This is a genomic window from Roseibium aestuarii (assembly GCF_008477545.1).
Lineage (GTDB): Bacteria > Pseudomonadota > Alphaproteobacteria > Rhizobiales > Stappiaceae > Roseibium > Roseibium aestuarii.
On sequence record NZ_VORA01000009.1, the window covers coordinates 49,458 to 66,135 of the forward strand.

General features: G+C 68.4%; 17 protein-coding genes. 6 read left to right on the forward strand and 11 right to left on the reverse strand.

What is annotated here, in order from left to right:
- Positions 1–82: 82 nt before the first annotated feature.
- The 6 genes from FR728_RS19735 (at position 83) to FR728_RS18775 (ending at position 5,517) form a co-directional block, all read left to right on the forward strand.
- Positions 83–211 (forward strand): hypothetical protein, encoded by a 129-nt coding sequence (locus FR728_RS19735; protein WP_264224588.1) that lies wholly within the window; start codon positions 83–85, stop codon positions 209–211.
- Positions 212–227: 16 nt separating this feature from the next.
- On the forward strand, positions 228–614 hold the full coding sequence (locus FR728_RS18755) for a DUF302 domain-containing protein (RefSeq protein ID WP_045681285.1): 387 nt from the start codon (positions 228–230) through the stop codon (positions 612–614).
- Position 615: 1 nt separating this feature from the next.
- Positions 616–1,290, forward strand: coding sequence for a TVP38/TMEM64 family protein (locus FR728_RS18760; RefSeq protein ID WP_149894297.1), 675 nt, complete (start codon positions 616–618; stop codon positions 1,288–1,290).
- Positions 1,287–2,597: an APC family permease gene (locus tag FR728_RS18765; RefSeq protein ID WP_045681289.1), complete on the forward strand. Its 1,311-nt coding sequence runs from the start codon at positions 1,287–1,289 to the stop codon at positions 2,595–2,597. Before FR728_RS18760 ends, FR728_RS18765 begins: the two co-directional genes overlap by 4 nt.
- A 67-nt stretch (positions 2,598–2,664) precedes the next feature.
- Positions 2,665–4,998: a heavy metal translocating P-type ATPase gene (locus FR728_RS18770; protein WP_062563565.1), complete on the forward strand. Its 2,334-nt coding sequence runs from the start codon at positions 2,665–2,667 to the stop codon at positions 4,996–4,998.
- A 39-nt stretch (positions 4,999–5,037) separates the two neighbouring features.
- A complete protein-coding gene (locus FR728_RS18775) occupies positions 5,038–5,517 on the forward strand; it encodes a DUF411 domain-containing protein (protein ID WP_045685040.1) in 480 nt (159 codons plus the stop codon).
- 26 nt (positions 5,518–5,543) lie between these two features.
- Here the strand turns inward: FR728_RS18775 and FR728_RS19475 are convergent, their stop codons facing one another.
- From FR728_RS19475 to FR728_RS19395, 11 genes are all read right to left on the reverse strand, one after another.
- Entirely contained in the window at positions 5,544–5,681 is a 138-nt protein-coding gene (locus tag FR728_RS19475; protein ID WP_208998930.1) for a hypothetical protein, read from the reverse strand.
- A gap of 28 nt (positions 5,682–5,709) precedes the next feature.
- Positions 5,710–5,964, reverse strand: a complete 255-nt coding sequence (locus FR728_RS18785) for a hypothetical protein (protein WP_203561091.1) — start codon at positions 5,962–5,964, stop codon at positions 5,710–5,712.
- Positions 5,964–6,638: a YcbK family protein gene (locus tag FR728_RS18790; RefSeq protein WP_062563563.1), complete on the reverse strand. Its 675-nt coding sequence runs from the start codon at positions 6,636–6,638 to the stop codon at positions 5,964–5,966. Before FR728_RS18790 ends, FR728_RS18785 begins: the two co-directional genes overlap by 1 nt.
- A 75-nt stretch (positions 6,639–6,713) precedes the next feature.
- Positions 6,714–7,001, reverse strand: a complete 288-nt coding sequence (locus tag FR728_RS18795) for a DUF6127 family protein (RefSeq protein WP_075784372.1) — start codon at positions 6,999–7,001, stop codon at positions 6,714–6,716.
- A 19-nt stretch (positions 7,002–7,020) separates the two neighbouring features.
- Positions 7,021–8,097 (reverse strand): DUF2793 domain-containing protein, encoded by a 1,077-nt coding sequence (locus tag FR728_RS18800; protein WP_093359542.1) that lies wholly within the window; start codon positions 8,095–8,097, stop codon positions 7,021–7,023.
- Between the two features lie 10 nt (positions 8,098–8,107).
- Complete coding sequence (locus tag FR728_RS18805) at positions 8,108–12,073, reverse strand: baseplate multidomain protein megatron (RefSeq protein ID WP_149894298.1); 3,966 nt, start codon at positions 12,071–12,073, stop codon at positions 8,108–8,110.
- Positions 12,074–12,082: 9 nt separating this feature from the next.
- Positions 12,083–12,529: an NlpC/P60 family protein gene (locus FR728_RS18810; RefSeq protein ID WP_093359544.1), complete on the reverse strand. Its 447-nt coding sequence runs from the start codon at positions 12,527–12,529 to the stop codon at positions 12,083–12,085.
- Positions 12,526–13,410, reverse strand: coding sequence for a DUF2163 domain-containing protein (locus FR728_RS18815; RefSeq protein ID WP_093359545.1), 885 nt, complete (start codon positions 13,408–13,410; stop codon positions 12,526–12,528). The genes FR728_RS18810 and FR728_RS18815 overlap by 4 nt, the downstream gene beginning before the upstream one ends.
- Positions 13,407–14,033, reverse strand: a complete 627-nt coding sequence (locus FR728_RS18820) for a DUF2460 domain-containing protein (protein ID WP_149894299.1) — start codon at positions 14,031–14,033, stop codon at positions 13,407–13,409. Before FR728_RS18820 ends, FR728_RS18815 begins: the two co-directional genes overlap by 4 nt.
- A gap of 49 nt (positions 14,034–14,082) precedes the next feature.
- The gene (locus FR728_RS18825; protein ID WP_149894300.1) at positions 14,083–16,506 is read right to left on the reverse strand and encodes a phage tail tape measure C-terminal domain-containing protein; all 2,424 of its coding nucleotides are present in this window, start codon (positions 16,504–16,506) and stop codon (positions 14,083–14,085) included.
- Positions 16,499–16,657: a DUF7697 family protein gene (locus FR728_RS19395; RefSeq protein WP_419181863.1), complete on the reverse strand. Its 159-nt coding sequence runs from the start codon at positions 16,655–16,657 to the stop codon at positions 16,499–16,501. The genes FR728_RS18825 and FR728_RS19395 overlap by 8 nt, the downstream gene beginning before the upstream one ends.
- Between the last annotated feature and the right edge of the window lie 21 nt (positions 16,658–16,678).

The following is a 16,678-nucleotide window of genomic DNA, read 5'->3' on the forward strand; positions in this document are numbered from 1 at the left end:
CCGATCCTGGTCTGTCCTGCCCCATGTTGTCGTGAGGGCCGGCCAAAAGACGCACCCTGCGGGTAAAAATCAGGAGGATGAGATGATGAACTGGAACGACATGGGCCCCGGAATGGGTTTCGGAATGGGGTTTGGCTGGCTCTTCGGCCTGCTGATCCTCGTGCTGCTGGTTTTGGCCATAGCAGCGCTGATCAAGTATCTTCGGAAATAGAAAAAAGGAGTTGGCAATGACCTACACGATCAATCGAATGTTCCCCGACGCCGGTATCGACGACGTCGACGCTCGCGCGCGGAAGGCCCTCACCGACCACGGCTTCGGCATCCTGACCGAGATCGACGTCAAGGCGACGATGAAGAAGAAGCTAGATGTCGAGATGCCCGCCTACCGCATCCTCGGCGCCTGCAACCCCAAGATGGCGCATCAGGCCATCGGGATCGAACCGCGCGTCGGTGCGATGCTGCCATGCAACGTCATCCTGCGCGAGGTCGACGGTGGCGTGGAAGTCAGCGCCATCGATCCTGTGGCGTCGATGCAGGCGATTGAGAACGCCGAACTGACGGCCGTGGCGGGCGAGGTGCGCGACCTCCTGGCGAAGGCCGTCGCGGCGGTCTGAGATGAGCCTGCGCGTCACCATTCTCGCGGGCCTTGCGATCCTCGGCATCGGACTGCTCGCTGTCTGGCAGTTCGCGCCTTCGGTGTTCGCCGAGGCGCGCAGCCTCCTGGAGCCCGAGCGTCTGGAAACGCTGGTGGCGCGTGCGGGTCTCTGGGGGCCGGTCCTGATCGTCACGCTTATGACCATCGCGGTCGTGGCCAGCCCAATCCCGAGTGCACCCATCGCACTGGCGGCCGGAGCGGCCTACGGACATCTCTGGGGGACCGTGCAGGTCGTCATCGGCGCCGAGCTCGGGGCGCTGATCGCCTTCGGTCTCGCAGGGGTTCTGGGGCATGACGTCCTGCGGCGGGTGTTCGGGGACCGCGTCGATGCCGGGCTGCTCGGCTCGCAGAACGCGTTGACGGCGACGGTTCTTGCCAGCCGCCTGATGCCCTTCGTGTCCTTCGACATGATCAGCTACGCGGCCGGACTGAGCCGATTGCACGCCTGGCGTTTCGCCTTGGCAACACTGGCGGGGATCATTCCGGCAAGCTTCCTGCTGGCCCATTTCGGCGGCGAGGCGGTGAGCGGAGATCTGGGCCGGGCGACATGGGCAGTACTTGGCCTCGGCCTCTTGACGGGCCTGCCACTGCTTTGGGTAGCCATGCGGCAAAAGCCTGAAAAGGGAAATCCATGACCGGAAGCGAGTACCAGAAGAACAGCATCACCCTTTCCGGTGCGGTAGCCATGGGCACCGGCGTGATGATCGGCGCGGGCATCTTCGCGCTGACCGGCCAGATCGCCGAACTCGCCGGGCCTCTCTTCCCGCTCTCGTTCGTGGTCGGCGCCATCGTGACCGCCTTCAGCGCCTACACCTATATCAAGATGTCGAACGCATACCCGTCTGCGGGCGGCATCGGGATGATCCTGAAGAAAGCCTACGGACCGACGACGGTCGCGGCGGGCGCAGCTCTCCTGATGGCGCTGTCGATGGTCATCAACGAAAGCCTCGTCGCTCGCACCTTCGGAACCTACACCCTGCGAGCCTTCGGCGGCGATCCGGACAGCATTCTCGTGCCGGTCCTCGGCGTGGGGCTGATCGTCTTCGCCTATCTCGTGAACGTCTCTGGCAACCGGTCGGTCGGGCTGCTGTCCATTATCATGGCCATTCTCAAGGTGGGCGGCATTGCGCTGTTCGGGGCGGCCGGTCTGTGGGCCAGCGGCATTTCGTTCGAAGCGTCGGGCGGAGATTTTCGTGCGGGTGGGTTCGTGGCGTCGGTCGCGCTGTCCATTCTCGCCTTCAAGGGGTTCACGACCATCACCAACAGCGGCGCCGAGGTGACCAATCCGCATCGGAACGTGGGCCGGGCCATAGTCCTGTCCATCGCCATCTGCGTCGTCGTCTACCTGCTGGTCGCATTCGCGGTCGGCTCCAGCCTGCCGCTCGATCGCATCGTGGCGGCGAAGGACTACGCGCTGGCTGAAGCGGCCCAACCAGCCCTCGGGCAAACCGGCTTCTACCTGACGGTGGCGCTTGCGCTGGTGGCAACTGCCTCGGGCCTGATCGCCAGCGTGTTTGCCGTCTCGCGGATGCTGGCGATGCTGACGGACATGAAGATGATCCCGCACAGCCATTTCGGGATGCCAGGCACGATCAAGGACCACACACTCGTCTACACCGTCGTGATCGCAGGCTTCCTGACGGTCTTCTTCGACCTCAGCCGCATCGCCTCGCTCGGGGCCTTCTTCTATCTGGTGATGGACATGATCATCCATTTCGGCGTGTTCCGGCATCTGCGCGAAGAAATCGGCGCTCGGGGCTGGGTGTTGCTGACGGCAATCGCACTTGATGCCGTGGTGCTGGCCGCCTTCGCCGCGATGAAATGGCAGTCCGACCCCTTGATCGTCGTCCTGGGTGCGATCGGCATGGCGCTGGTGTTCCTGTTCGTCGGAATCTTCCTCGCACGGAATCCCGCCCTGGAAGGCGCTCACGACCACCATTGAAAAGAGCTTGAGCTTCCAACGGCTGGAAGCGGCAAGCTGAAACAAGAGATCGAAAGGCTGGCAGACTATGGAGCACGATCACCATCACGCGGCGCCCGACATTCCGGCGGGGGCGAATACCGCAAAGGACCCGGTCTGCGGGATGACGGTCGCGGTCAAGCCGGACGGGCGTCACGCCGAGTTCCAGGGAGAGACCTTTCATTTCTGTTCGGAGAAATGCCAGTCGAAGTTCAAGGCGGATCCGTGGTTCTACGCCTCGGGCCGGGCCGCCGGACAGAAGAAGGCTGCTCCGGCCAACGTCCAGTACACCTGTCCGATGCATCCCGAGATCGTCCGCGATGCGCCGGGGTCCTGCCCGATCTGCGGCATGGCGCTGGAACCGATGGTGCCGTCGGATGAGCCCAGCGAGGAGCTGACCGACTTCACGCGTCGGATGTGGATTTCGGCGGCGGCGGCGGTGCCGCTCATCATCCTGACGATGGGTGAACTGGTCGCGCTGCCAGTGCGCGACTGGATCGGGCATCAGACCGCAAGTTATCTCGAGTTCGTGCTGGCAACGCCGATCATCCTCTGGGCCGCCTTGCCTTTCTTCCGGCGCGGCTGGGACTCCATTGTGAACCGCAGCCCAAACATGTGGACGCTGATCAGCATCGGCGTGGCGGCGGCCTACCTTTACTCGCTCGTCGCGACGTTCCTGCCGGGGGTGTTTCCGGAACAGTACCGGATGGGCCACGGCGTCGGCACCTATTTCGAGGCGGCGGTGGTGATCGTCGCGTTGGTCTTCGTGGGCCAGGTGCTGGAACTCCGAGCGCGAGAACGCACCGGGGATGCGATCCGCGCGCTTCTGGATCTGGCGCCGAAGACCGCGCGGCGCATCCTGCCGGACGGCACTGAATACGATGCGCCGCTGGAGAACATCATGGAGGGCGACCGGCTGCGGGTCCGTCCCGGCGACGCCATTCCGGTCGACGGCACGGTGATCGAGGGCCGCTCGTCGCTGGACGAAAGCATGCTGACCGGCGAGTCAATGCCGGTGGAAAAGGGGCCGGGGGATGAGGTGACGGGCGCCACGATCAACAAGAACGGCTCTCTGGTCATGGAGGCAGGCAAGGTCGGGTCCGATACCGTGCTGGCGCAGATCGTGGCGATGGTGTCGAACGCGCGGCGGTCCCGCGCGCCGATCCAGGGGCTGGCCGACCGGGTGTCGGCGATATTCGTGCCGACGGTGGTGGTCATCGCCATCGTCGCCTTCGTGGTCTGGCTGATCTTCGGCCCGGAGCCCGCGCTGGTCTTCGCAATCGCCTCGGCCGTGTCGGTCCTCATCATCGCCTGCCCCTGCGCGCTGGGGCTGGCGACACCGATCTCCATCACCACGGCGGCGGGGCGCGGCGCACAGGCGGGCGTGCTGATCAAGGACGCCGAGGCGCTGGAGCGAATGGCAGGCGTCGATACGCTCATCGTCGACAAGACCGGCACGCTGACCATGGGCAAGCCGAAGCTGACCGATACGGTTGCGCTCGGGGACGTCACCGAGACCGACCTGTTGTCGCTGGCCGCAGCGCTGGAGCGTGGCTCGGAACACCCGCTGGCTGAGGCGATTGTCGAGGGAGCCGAGGCGCAGGGTGCGCCGCGTCAGGAGGCCACGGACTTCGACGCCGTCACTGGCAAGGGCGTACAGGGCCGGGTCGGTGGGCGCGCGGTGGCGCTAGGCAACGCGGCGATGATGCGGGAGATGGGGCTCGACACCGCGCAGGCCGAGTCAAAGGCCGACACCCTGCGCGCCGAGGGCAAGACGGCGATGTTCGTCGCGCTTGACGGCGCGCTCGTCGGCATCGTGGCGGTCGCCGACCCGATCAAGGAGAGTACCGCGCAGGCCATTCGGGAACTTCATGCCCAAGGGCTAAGGGTGATCATGGCGACGGGCGACAACGAACGCACGGCGCAGGCGGTGGCGGGCAAGCTCGGCATCGACGAGGTGCGCGCAGGCATCCTGCCCGAGGCCAAGAAGGACCTGATCGACCAGTTGCGCCGCGACGGCCACAAGATCGCCATGGCGGGCGACGGGGTGAACGACGCCCCCGCGCTCGCCGCCGCCGATGTCGGCATCGCCATGGGCACCGGGGCCGATGTTGCGATGGAAAGCGCAGGCATCACCCTGCTGGGCGGCGACCTGATGGGCATCGTGCGGGCGCGCAAGCTCGCCCGCGCCACCCTGCGGAACATCAAGCAGAACCTGTTCTTCGCCTTCGCCTACAACGCGCTTGGCGTCCCCATCGCCGCCGGGCTGCTTTACCCTGTCACCGGACTTCTGCTCTCGCCGATGATCGCGGCGGCGGCGATGAGCCTGTCGTCGGTCTCGGTGATCACCAACGCCCTGCGGCTCAGGCGGGTCGACCTCTGATCTGCCAGCCCACACATCCAACCTCGAAAGGAACATCAGATGACCCAAGACATGTTTTCCCGCCGCAAGCTCCTGATCGGTACAGCTGCGCTGGCGGCTGCGTCGCCCTTGAGGGCTCTGGCGCAAGGCGCCGGTCCGGCGATCCACGTGATGAAGGACCCCAACTGCGGCTGCTGCTCGGCCTGGATCGAGATCCTCGAGAACGACGGCTTCGCCGTCACGACCGAGGCGAGCGCCGGGACGCTTCTGATGCGCTACAAGCTGGACAACGGCATCCCGCAGGAGATGGTCTCCTGCCATACGGGTCGTGTGGATGGTTACATTATCGAGGGTCACGTCCCTGTTGCCGACATTCGCCGTCTCCTGCTGGAACGCCCCGACGCGGTCGGCCTCGCAGTGCCAGGCATGCCCTACGGCTCGCCCGGGATGGGACCGGAAAGCCAGCGCGAGGCCTACGACGTGTTTCTGATCCGGCGCGACGGATCGAACGAGGTCTTTACCAGCTACGCTGCTGCCTGACCTTGAGGCTCCAATTCGGCTCTTGATCAGGGGCGAGAACACATACGGACCTGATCCCGGATCACGGCGTAGTCGCTCAGCATCTCGGCGATGGCCGACCCGTGCGGCAGCCGCGCGAGCTCCTCGGCTGCGCGCGCCTGGAACTCGCGGCTGTACTCTACCACGGGCGGGCAGACGGTCGCGATGCCGGGCTCAGAACCGACCGTTGCGCAGCCGCTCAGCAAGCTCGTCGCGAGACCTAGGACGACGAGCCGTCGCCTCGAGCATCTGGCGTTGGACATCATTGGCTTTCTCCGTGGTCTGAAGGCGTTCAGCGAGGCGTCCCGCTCGCTCGCCGGACCGCCGAAGCGAAAGCAGGAACAGGAGCAGGGCGAGGATGATGGCGCCGTAGCGCAAAGCGGCCCGCATCCATGGGCTGGCGGCGAACCCGATCAGGAGCGGGGCCATCACCGCTGCCCTCGGCGCCAGTCATCGAGACGCGCGTAGATCGTGACCGCGATGCCGCCAAGCGCCACGGCGATGAATACCCAACGCAACGTGTCGAGATACGGCACAAGCGGCAAGATCGCGGTCTGGGTCTCGGCCAGCACCTGCTGCGCCACCTCGACGCCCGCCGCGCCCAGCGTCGCCACACCGGCTGCCCCGCCGCCCTTCATGGTGCGGCTGTCAGCCAGCACCTCGCGCGCGGGCGGCGTCTCGGCTGCAAATGCCGTCGCCCGGACCGGGAACCGCTCGCCCCACTGCCGCGCGGGCCCGAGATCGACATGGATGAACCCCGATCGCGGGTAGAAGCCGAAGCCGAGGAATCCGACCTCGCGCGCCGCAGCCTCGAAGGCCACCGGATCGTGGTTCGCCATGGCGATGTCGAAGGCGGCGCCGTCGAGATGCTTCGACCGGCCCGCGCCCCCCACGGCACGGTTGTGCTCTGGGCTGCGGTAGGCGGAGCGGACGATCAGCGGCTTGCCCAGCCGGTCGCGCAGCGCCTGCAGCTTGTCGAGCGCGGTTTCGTTCACGAGCAGCTTGCCGGTGCCCCGGCATGCAATCTCGGCGGGCGAGAAATTCGGCCAGCGCCAGGCGCTCTCCGGCACATCACGCCAATGGCGGTGGAAGGTCGTGGTCATGAGGGTCCTCCGAAACGAAAAAAAACCGCCTCGAGGGCGGGTGCGGTTGGGCTGGTGAACGGGGGTGTTGAGCGGCTACGGGCCGCCGCCGAAGATCTTCAGCTTGATCGCTATACCCGCGAGCAGCGCCAGCATGACGCCGGTGGTGATCATGCGGACGGCGGTCTGCATCGCGGTGCGGCGGACCAGCCGGATGCAGTCGACCAGGGAGCGCAGATCGCGGATGTCGAGCGCGGCCTCGTCGCCGTCGAGGCCGACATCGGCCAGCGCACGCTTGGCGCCTTCCTCCGCCGCCCGGGTCAAGATCGCCTCGAACTCGGCGTCGGGCATGCGCACGAAGCCCTCGGATCGGGGTGGGTTCATCGGATCCTCCTTCCGCCGCTCAGCCGACCTTGCAGCCCCAGAAGGACGTGTGGTCGGCGGCGAAGTAGCCGTCCGCGACCCGGAAATACCCCTGCAGCTCGACGGTATCGCCTGCCGTCAGCGGCACCATGGTCTGAAGCCAGATCGCGGTAGCGAGCGAGACATGAGTGGCGGAGATTTCGCCGAGGGAGCCGCGGATTTCGGTCGTGCCGTTCAGGACGAGCCGCCCGCGCATGCGGGCGGTGGCGCTGGCGTTGATCTTGTACAGCAGAGTCGCGCCGAAGAGGTAGGTGCCGTCCACGGGGGCGACGAAGTGGTTGTTCACGGCGTCGAACGCGCCCTGATCGTTGTAGTCGGTGTTGTTAAGGCCGATCTTGGTCCAGGTGCCGACGCCGACGTAGTTGTCGTAGTTCGTGTAAGCCTTGAACCGCGGCAGCCGGGGCTGATCGACAATGCCGGTGGCGTTGTCGACGCTCAGCCCGTCGAAGAAGGTGCTGCCGTCGGCGGAGACCGCGAGCCGGAAGCGGTCCGACCCGAACAGCCCCACCAGCGCCTTGGTCACGAAGCCGGTCTGGAGGGTCAAACCGAGATCGTCGCCGGCCGCCTCCTTGTTCATGGTGTAGAACAGGTCGCCGGTGCCGCCCTCGGCCACGGTCCTCGCCGTCCAGAGCGCGGCGTTGAGCTTGGCCGAGAACGGGTTCGATGCATCCGCCGTGGTGCCAACCCCGAGGAGCGCCATGTTCTGCAGCGCCGCCGGTGTGGTCCCGAGCCAGCCCGCGCCATCGTAGACCAGCAGCAGGCCCTCGTCCTCGACCCATGCGCGCCAGCCGATCCGCGGGGGAAGTCGCAGCCAGGCGCCATCGGTCCAGAGCGCGACGTTCAGGTCCCATCCGGACCATTCGCCCGTCGCGCCCGAGGCGACGATGTAGCGATCGCCATCGGCGGGACTGCCGGGCGGCGCTGTCAGATCGCGGTCGAGCACGGAGAGCTGCACGAGCCCGTCGAGCAGCCGCAGCGCCTCGTTGTGGGTGACGTGCTTCTGGGCCTGCGCCGCCAGGATGTAGGGCAGCAGGAGATGGGTCGTGGCGTCGGACATGGGATGGCCTTCAGAGTATCAGCGTGAGGGTCTTGGGCGCGCCCCGCCCGACGAGGGCGGAGAGCTGGTAGATGCGGCTGTCGAGCGTGTCACCGGGGCCGAGCGGCGCGCCCCAATCGGCGGTCTGGTCTGCGGCGGTGTAGACCGCGCTGGTGGTGGCGGTGCTCAGCACCCGCTTAACGGTCGCGCCATCAAGGATCTCGACCTCGTAGGCTTCGAGCTCTTCTCCGAGCGGCACTTCTAGCCCGCCCCAGCTGTCGGCCGCGAGAGCTCGGGACCGGCGCGTCCAGCGCATCGTCAGATCGCCGGGCGTGCGCGGCCTGCGCCACGGCTGCTCGACATGGGCGCCGGAGAACGGCCGCAGCCCGACGCCCTCGGGCATGAAAGCCTGCGCAACATAGGTCTCGTCGCTGACCGGGCGGCTTGCGGGGCCGATGCGCCAGTTCCACGGGATCCCGAGATCGGCCTCGGCGATCGGCAGGGACGCGAGCGATGCGTCCAGCACCACCACCAGCGCACCGGCGGGCGCAGGATTGCCCATGGCGCCTTCCGTGCCGCGCTGGCCGCGCAGGAGTCGGGTCAGGCGATACCGGCTGGGGGCGATCAGTTCCGCCGCGCCTGCCTGCACGATTTCCCAGATACCGGGCGCGCTCTCGATGGCAATGGCATTGGCCCCGCCGAACAAGGTCAGATCGGTGACGCTTTCCATCGTGCCCGCCAGCAGATCGACGACCAGCACGTTGCCGAGGTCAAAGCGCGACGTCGGCCCGGCGTAGAAGTCCGAGACCAGCGTGCCGATCCGAGCGCGTGTGCCAAACGTGGTCAGCAAGTCGAAGCCATCCGTCGAGGGGCTGCGGTAGACCGCCATCTCGCCGGGCCACGGCACCGCATGCGCCGCCGCGAAGGGCCGATGCGCGGCTTGGTCCTCGGTCAGCTGAGGCAGGTCAAGGAGGACCGCTTCAGGTGCGCCAAACACCACCGCTTGTGACAGGGCCGAGGGTCGCGGAGCCCCGGGCGGCAGGTCGTAGGCCTCTCGATCCTGACGCACGGCCTCGATGCCGCGCGCGTCGGCATCGGCAATCGAGATGAGCCGCAGCGGGATGGACCGGCCGTCATGGGCGAGCATCACGACATCGGCCGGGTCGAGTGCAAGCCATGACGGCGGCAACCGGAAAGCTGCGCTCTCGCGGCCGGTCCAGGCCTCCATCAGCGCGCGGCGGCAGCGCCGCTCGGCCTCCTCGGGCGGTACCGCCATGGGGAAGCTTTCGGACGCGATCCGGGTCGTGTCCACGGTGATGCGCCGGGCCTCGACGAGGGCCGCGTCGTAATCCTCGTCGGCGCGGGCGACCTGCCATTTCAGGGCCTGCGGCAGTTCGGTCTCCTGGCCGCGCGTCAGTTCCAGCACATCGCCCTCGCGGGTGGCCACCAGATCGTCGGGCGCGAGGGTGGCGACGGAGGCCCGGCCGCGCATGACAAAGCGGATCCCCCCCTCTGTCTCGACGGCGTCGAAGCCGAAATGCCGCGACAGCGTTGTGATCGAGGCGCGTGGGCTTTCCAGCGCCGTGATGGCGTAGCCTTCGACCGCGCCCCAGAGGCCGGTGACGTCGATCCGGGACTCGGGCAGCCCGGCGCGCAGGCAGAGGTGCCGCACGAGCGCCGCCAGCGACACCGCGCCAAGCCGTCCGGTCAGCCAGTGCCCCAGCCGCCAGTTCGCCCCGTCCGTCCAGACATCGGTCAGCGCCGGAAAGAACGGGTACGGCCGCGCGTCCCAGGTCCAGGCGGCGCATTCCGGCACATGCACCATCCGGCCGCCGTAGACCGATGACACCGGGTTGTTCGCCGGGACGCCCCACCAGAGGTACGTCGCCTCGAGATAGGCGCGCTGGATCGCGTCGTCGCGCCAGCCCCGCGAGAAATGCGGCGTGAAGCTCTCGGACGACTTCGGGTCGAAGAAGACGTTCGGCTGGTTCGTGCCCCGGTCGATGGCGGGACAGCCGAGCTCGGTGAACCAGATCGGCTTCGACTCCGGCGCCCACGCCGTCAGCGTGCCGCTCTCCACCCCGCCCGGGCGGTCGTAATGCGCGTTCGACCACCAGGCGCGAAGATCCTTGTAGCGGAAAACCCATGGCTTGCCCGCCGCGCCATCGCTGATCGGGGTGCGCACCTGTGCCACCCGATCAGCCGCACTGGCATAGAACCAGTCGAAGCCTTCCCCGCCCGCAATGTTCCCCTGCAGATAGGCCCGGTCGTAGATCGCAGGCCAGCCCGCCTGCGCATCCGCGTGCTCGAACCCGTCGCGCCAGTCCGACAGCGGCATGTAATTGTCGATGCCGACGAAATCGATCTCCGGGTCCGCCCAGAGCGGATCGAGGTGGAAGAACACGTCGCCCGAGCCGTCGCCCGGCTGGTGCCCGAAGTATTCCGACCAGTCGGCGGCGTAGCCGATCTTCGTCCCGGCCCCGAGAATGGACCGCACATCGGCAAGGAGGTCCCGATAGCCCTGCACCGCCGGATAGGTGGCCGCGCCCGAGCGGACCGTCGTCAGCCCCGGCATCTCGGTGCCGATCAGGAAGGCATCGACCCCGCCCGCCGCCGCGCAGAGATGGGCATAGTGCAGCACCATGCGGCGCAGGCCCCAGTCGCCGGGCGTGCCTGTCCACGAAACCGATTGATCCGCCACGCTGAAGCTCGCAGGTGTCGCCGCGCCAAACAGCGCCGCGACCTGGCTTGCGGCCGTGGCAGTCTTGTCGACCGATCCCGCGTAGCCTGCCGCTGGAGAACAGGTGATCCGGCCCCGCCAGGGGAAAGCGGGCTGGCCGGTCTCGGCGGCGTTGTCGGAATAGGGGTTCGGCAGGGTGTTGCCGGGCGGCACGTCCATCAGGATGAATGGGTAGAATGTCACGCGCAGCCCGCGCGCCTTCATCTCCTGGATCGCCTGCACCACGGCGAAGTCGGACGGCGTGCCGCCATAGACCGGGCGGTCCTGGTCGTCGCGGCTGACCAGGAAGGCGTTGGCACGGCTCACGCCGTTCACCGACCAACTGGCGGGCGTGGTCGACTTGGCCGAGACCTCGACGCCCGGCCGCACCTTGCAGGAGCCCGCGCGCAGGTCGTCGCCGAACCAGGCCACGACGAGGCTGACGCTCTCGACCGCAGGCGCCATCGCTTGCAGCCGGTCGAGCGCCTCCACCATGTCGGTGGAGTCGGCCAGCGCGTTCAGGTTCTCGGGCATCGTCGCGCCGCCATCGGTCTTGCGGATGGCCTGCGTGGCATATGTGAACTCGCCCGAGGCCGGGATCATGGTGACGGCGCGGGTCAGCCCCTCGGCGGTGTCGGGATCGGCGAGCGGCCGGAAGACTTCGAAGGACAGCTGCGGCAGGCGGTTGCCGTAGGTCGAAAGCGCCAGTTCCTCGAAGACGACATAGGCGGTGCCGCGATAGGCGGGCGTGTTGGCTGCGCCCATCTTCCCCGCAATGAACGGGTCCGCCGTCTGCGCCTCGTCGCCGGGATACCAGCGCCAGGTGACGCCGGAGAGGTCCATCGGCTTGCCGTCGGCCCAGATCCGGCCAATGCCGGTGATCGGGCCTTCACACAAGGCCACCGCGAAGCTGGCGTAGTACAGATACTCGGTGGTCTTGACCTTGCCGCCCCCGCCGCCCTTGCCGCCGCCCTGCGTCGTGGTCTTCGTCTCCTCGCGGAAATCGGTCGCCCAGATGATGTTGCCGCCCATCCGCATCCGGCCATAGAGCCGCGGGATCACCGCGCCCTCGGTGGCCGAGGTGATGCGCAGCGTGTCGAGCCGCGCGCCCTCGATGCGCTGGGTCGGCGCCAGCGACGAGATGATCCAGCTGTCGACGACCGAGCCGATGCTCGAGCCGATGAAGCCGCCGATGGTCGCGGCGCTCACGCCGAGGATCGCCCCGCCGATCGAACCGCCGATGGCGGCGCCGGCTGCACCGAGAACAAGCGTTGCCATGTCGGGGTCTCAGCGTTGCGGGAAGAGGAAGGCGAAGGCGATGCGCCGCCGCCAGGCATTGGTGAGCGGTTCCTCGATCACGCCGAGCCGCTCATAGGCGTGGAGGAAGGTGGCAGGACCGGTGAGGATCCCGACATGCTTGGCGATGGCGCGGGGCCTCATGCAGAAGAGGACCAGCGCGCCGGGACCGGCCTCGGCAGGCGACACCTCGATCATCATGCGCCGCGCGCCTTCGGCCAGAACCTCGCGCGGGCCGGTCTCGCCCCAGTCGCGGCTGTAAGGCAGAATCGGGAACGGCTCCGGCCCCACCACGTCGCGCCAGACCCCCCGCGCGAGCCCGAGGCAATCGCAACCGACGCCGCGCAGGCTGGCCTGGTCGTGGTACGGCGTGCCGAGCCAGGAGCGTGCGACGGCGACGACACGCGCGGGGTCGGCCGATGCGAGAGGTTGCGTCACAGCACGCCTCCCTCGTGGCCGCCATCCTTGGTGGCGTAGCGCAGCACGGCATCCTGGCCGGGGATGTGCGGGAACCCCCGGAAGTTGGCCGTGTTGGCGAACCTGGCGCCGCAGGTCTCGATCCGCTTATCGCAGCCCGCACGGATGGTGAAGGCATTGCCCTCGGAGATCTCGCGCACCGGCGCCTCGAGAAGGGTCAGCACGGCGATGCCGTCCGTCACATCATGGCCGAGAACCTCGGCCCGACGCCCCGCGTTGGAGCCACTGGTCCATTCGATGGTCCCGAAGGTGAACCAGCCGGAGGCGAAGCCGCCGAGGCCCGAAGCGGTGAAGGCGCGGTCGCGTAGAAGGTCGATCACGACGCTCGTGCCCTTGAACGCCGGGTTCTCCAGATCGACGCCGCAGCGCGCATCGCCGAGCGCGGCATCGCAGGTCGCCTGGAACGTCCGCCCGATCGTCTGGCCAAGCACATGCGCGAGCGAGCGGACTTCGGCGACGAAGGCCAGCCGCCCGCGCCGGATCTGGCCGATGGCCCCGCGCCGCATCAGCACGCGCTGGTTCGTGTCGGCCCAGTTCACCCGCCAGACTTCGACCTCGGCGTTATCCCAGCGGCCGTCGAGGATGTCGGTCTCGGTAATCCGGTCCGAGGTCAGCACGCCCTCGGCGTCCTGCGCATCGACCGAGAGGTCCGAGCCGGAACGGACCTCGGAGGCCGTCAGCCCGCTCTCGGGCTCGAAATCCGTCCCCTCGAAGCTGAGCGTCCGATCGTGGTCGGTGAAGCCGAAACTCGTGCCGTCGGCGCGCACGATCCGCCAGCACCAGGCGAGCGTCGTCGTTCCCTCGTCGAGATGGGCCTGCAGGTCGGGGTCGAGGGACTTCATCGGCGCAGTTCCAGAAGCGGGATGGAGGTGATCGAGCCGAGCCGCTCGAGGTCGAGCGTCACGTCGAGCGCGTCGGTGTCGAAACGGACCGGCACGTCGAACTCGAAGCCCGCGGTGATGGCGGCGCCAGCGCCCGGCGCGGTGCTGAAGGTGACGACGCCGGTGGCGGTGTCGACCGACCAGCCGGAAGGCTGCTCGACCCCGCCGAGCGCGATGCGCGCGGTTCCGGTCACCGGCTTCGCGACGGCGCGCGTCCAGGATTGCGCACCCGAGGCGTAGCGCTTGACCAGCTGGAAGGCGGTCGTCGCGCCGTCGCCCGTGCCGATAGACTGATCGGTGGGCGACGGCGTGCCCGAAGGCAGGCAGGACTTGTGGTCACCCCAGTCCTTGAACCGGAAGCCATGCAGGCGGCCATTGCGCGCCTCGAAGAAGGCGACGACGGCGGCCAGATCGTCGGCGCGGCGGATGCCATAGGCGACATCGTAGCGGCGGCGCGAATTGGCCCAGCTGGCGTTGCGCTCCTCGTCGCCCGAGGCGAGTTCGACGACCTGCGTGCGCCGCTCGGGTCCGCCGCGCGCACCACGGCTGATGTCGTCTGGAAACCTGATCTCGTGAAACGCCATCAATCCTCTCCGAGATTCGTGCTGCGCGGTCCTGTCTGCGGCGTCGGGCTCACATGCCCCGTCGCCCCAGCGAAACTGCCCGGGCGATATCGGCCGCGATCTGCGTGCGGGATTGGCGAAAGCTCTCGGCGTCCCGCGCGTTGATGGTGACATTGACCGTCGGCACGCTTGCCCCGCCGTAACCCGCGGCCTCCCGCCGCGAGAGCACCCGCTCACCGCGCTGCAGGATCGCGGGCACCTCGTCGTGACGAAGCCCGGCCATGCCGCCACCATGCATCCGCGGCGCGGCGGCGAAGGCCATGGCCGGGACCATCCGCGAGGGTCCAGCCGATCCGACCATCCCGCCCGCATGCAGGACGTTGGCGAAGATGCCGCCCGCCCCGGAGAAGACGCCGGAGAGCGCATTGGCGATCGGCCCGAGGATGAACCGCCGCGCCGCCAGTTGGGCGAGATCGGCCAGCAGCGACGTCACCAGATCGCGGAAGTCGAGCTTGCCGGTCTTCACGAACTGGCCCACCGCGTTCTCGGCCGACTGGAAGGCGCCGACGAGGCTCTGGCCGATGTCGCCACCGATCTCGCGGGCCTTGCTGGCGTAGTCGGAGAGCGCGGCGGTGACCGCCCGCCAGCCGGTGACGGCCGCGTCGGTCGCGGGCTCCGCTACCGCAGCAGCAGCTCCGGCCGCCACACCTGCATCTGTTGCGGCGCGCCCGGCGTCGCCGAGGGACGTCTCCAGGCGCTCCGCCGCAGCGGTGGTCTCGGCCAGTGCGTCGGCGCCGTCCTCGTCGGTGCCGCGTACGGCATCGCGCAGCGCCTGCCAGCTTTCGAGGGGCGCACGGGCCCCCTCCGCCAGGTCGCGCGCCGCGCCGCGGTAAAGGTTGGCGGACTCGAGCGCCCTGTTCGCCGCCTCGGTCAGACCGAGATCGGGCGCGGAGAGCGGATTGTCCTCGAAGGCCCGATCGAAGGCCGCCTGAGCTGCCGTGGTTGCGGCAGTCGCCGCTCCCTCGAAGCGGTTCTCGATCTCGCCGAGGTCGAGGTCCGGAACCAGCGATATGCGCCGCTCCGACCCGAGCGCTTCGAGCCCCTGGTTGATGCCGCCGATAAAGCCGTTGATCCGCGAGACCACCCCGTTCAGCATCGCCTCGACGCCATCGACCAGGCTGTTGGCCGCCTGGAACGCGAGATCGCCGATGGCGGCGGGCAGCAGGCCCCAGATCGCCTTGATCGCCTCGTAGGCGCCTTCGAAGGTGTTCGCGGCCGTGTTGCCGAAGCCCACCACGCTCTCGATGGCGCTCTGCATGCCCGATGCGGCATCCGCCTTCAGGTCGAAGAACATCGCCGTGGCGGCCGCGCCCGCCGCCGCCGCGCCCATACTGATGCGTTCCCAGACCTCGACCGCGAGGTCCTTCAGGAGCGACATCGCTTCTCCGAAACCGCCGGCGCCGGAGACGAGCCGGGTGAACTGGTAGACGAGCTCGCCCGCGCCGACGATCAGCGCGCCGATGCCGGTGCGGATCAGCGCCCCGCGCAGGACAACGAGCGCCGTGGCGAGGCCCCGGACCGAGAGCGCCGCAGCCGCCATGCCGGCGACCCAACGTCCCGCGAGGAACGCCGCGAAGGTGGCGGCATAGGTGGTCAGGCGGCCGATGTTGTCCAAGAGACCGCGGATCGCGATGCCGAGCGGCCCGGTGCGGCTGGCCACCGCCGCCATGGCATCGGCGACGGCTTCCAGCGCAGGTGCCGCTGCGACCGCCAACTGGTTCGAGAGCCCGCGCCAGACCAACCCGAGCCGCGAGATGGCGTCGTTCGTCCGCTCGATCTGGTCGGCGTCCTGCTCGGAGACGACAACCCCGAAGGCGAGGACGTCCTCTGTCGCCTGGCGCAGCGTCGCGGTGTCGATCCGGCTCATCGCGATGGAGCCTTCCTCGCCGAAGAGCTGGCCCGCGACCGCCGCGCGCTCGGCGGCAGGCACGAAGCTCTCGATCGCCGCGTTGATCGCGCCCACGCGCTGGTCCAGCGGCAAGGCGATCAGCTCATTTGCTGAAAGCCCCAGCCGGTCGAGCGCGTCGGCAGCAGGGCCGGTCCCGGCGGCCGCCTGACTGAGACGGCGCGTCAGATCCTTGGTGGCCTGCTCGATGCCGGACATGGAGACGCCCGCCAGATCGCCCGCGCGCTCCAGCGTCTGGATCGAGGCGACGGTGGTGCCGAGCGACTGCGCCAGCTTCGCCTGCGCATCGACCGTCTGCAGGCTGGACCGGATCATCGCCACGCCAGCAGCGGCTGCGGCGGCCACGGCAGCGGCAGCCGCGACCCGCACCCGCCGCGAGAAGGCCGCGAGCCGGGCGTTCGCGGCTTCCATCTCCCGGCTCAGCCGTCCGAAGCCGCGCGACCCGGCCTCGCCCACGCCTTCGAGTTCGGCGCGCACCTGCCGTCCGCCCACGGCCGCGAGGCGGACGCTGACCCTCTTCTCAGCCATGGGAATGATCCATCTTTTCGTTGAGCTTGGCCACCATCACCGCTTCGATGACGGGCAAGAGTTCACCCGCAGCAGCGGGCGGGACGCCGAGCGCATTTCCCAGAGCGAGGGCCGCGGACAGGTCCCAGCCGACCACCGCGCCGGGCAGCACGCGCAACTGACCGCCGAGGCG

Coding starts and splice junctions, on each gene's coding strand:
- FR728_RS19735 (WP_264224588.1), top strand. CDS start 83: ATGATGAACTGGAACGACATGGGCCCCGGAATGGGTTTCGGAATGGGG.
- FR728_RS18755 (WP_045681285.1), top strand. CDS start 228: ATGACCTACACGATCAATCGAATGTTCCCCGACGCCGGTATCGACGAC.
- FR728_RS18760 (WP_149894297.1), top strand. CDS start 616: ATGAGCCTGCGCGTCACCATTCTCGCGGGCCTTGCGATCCTCGGCATC.
- FR728_RS18765 (WP_045681289.1), top strand. CDS start 1,287: ATGACCGGAAGCGAGTACCAGAAGAACAGCATCACCCTTTCCGGTGCG.
- FR728_RS18770 (WP_062563565.1), top strand. CDS start 2,665: ATGGAGCACGATCACCATCACGCGGCGCCCGACATTCCGGCGGGGGCG.
- FR728_RS18775 (WP_045685040.1), top strand. CDS start 5,038: ATGACCCAAGACATGTTTTCCCGCCGCAAGCTCCTGATCGGTACAGCT.
- FR728_RS18785 (WP_203561091.1), bottom strand. CDS start 5,964: ATGGCCCCGCTCCTGATCGGGTTCGCCGCCAGCCCATGGATGCGGGCC.
- FR728_RS18790 (WP_062563563.1), bottom strand. CDS start 6,638: ATGACCACGACCTTCCACCGCCATTGGCGTGATGTGCCGGAGAGCGCC.
- FR728_RS18795 (WP_075784372.1), bottom strand. CDS start 7,001: ATGAACCCACCCCGATCCGAGGGCTTCGTGCGCATGCCCGACGCCGAG.
- FR728_RS18800 (WP_093359542.1), bottom strand. CDS start 8,097: ATGTCCGACGCCACGACCCATCTCCTGCTGCCCTACATCCTGGCGGCG.
- FR728_RS18805 (WP_149894298.1), bottom strand. CDS start 12,073: ATGGCAACGCTTGTTCTCGGTGCAGCCGGCGCCGCCATCGGCGGTTCG.
- FR728_RS18815 (WP_093359545.1), bottom strand. CDS start 13,410: ATGAAGTCCCTCGACCCCGACCTGCAGGCCCATCTCGACGAGGGAACG.
- FR728_RS18820 (WP_149894299.1), bottom strand. CDS start 14,033: ATGGCGTTTCACGAGATCAGGTTTCCAGACGACATCAGCCGTGGTGCG.
- FR728_RS18825 (WP_149894300.1), bottom strand. CDS start 16,506: ATGGCTGAGAAGAGGGTCAGCGTCCGCCTCGCGGCCGTGGGCGGACGG.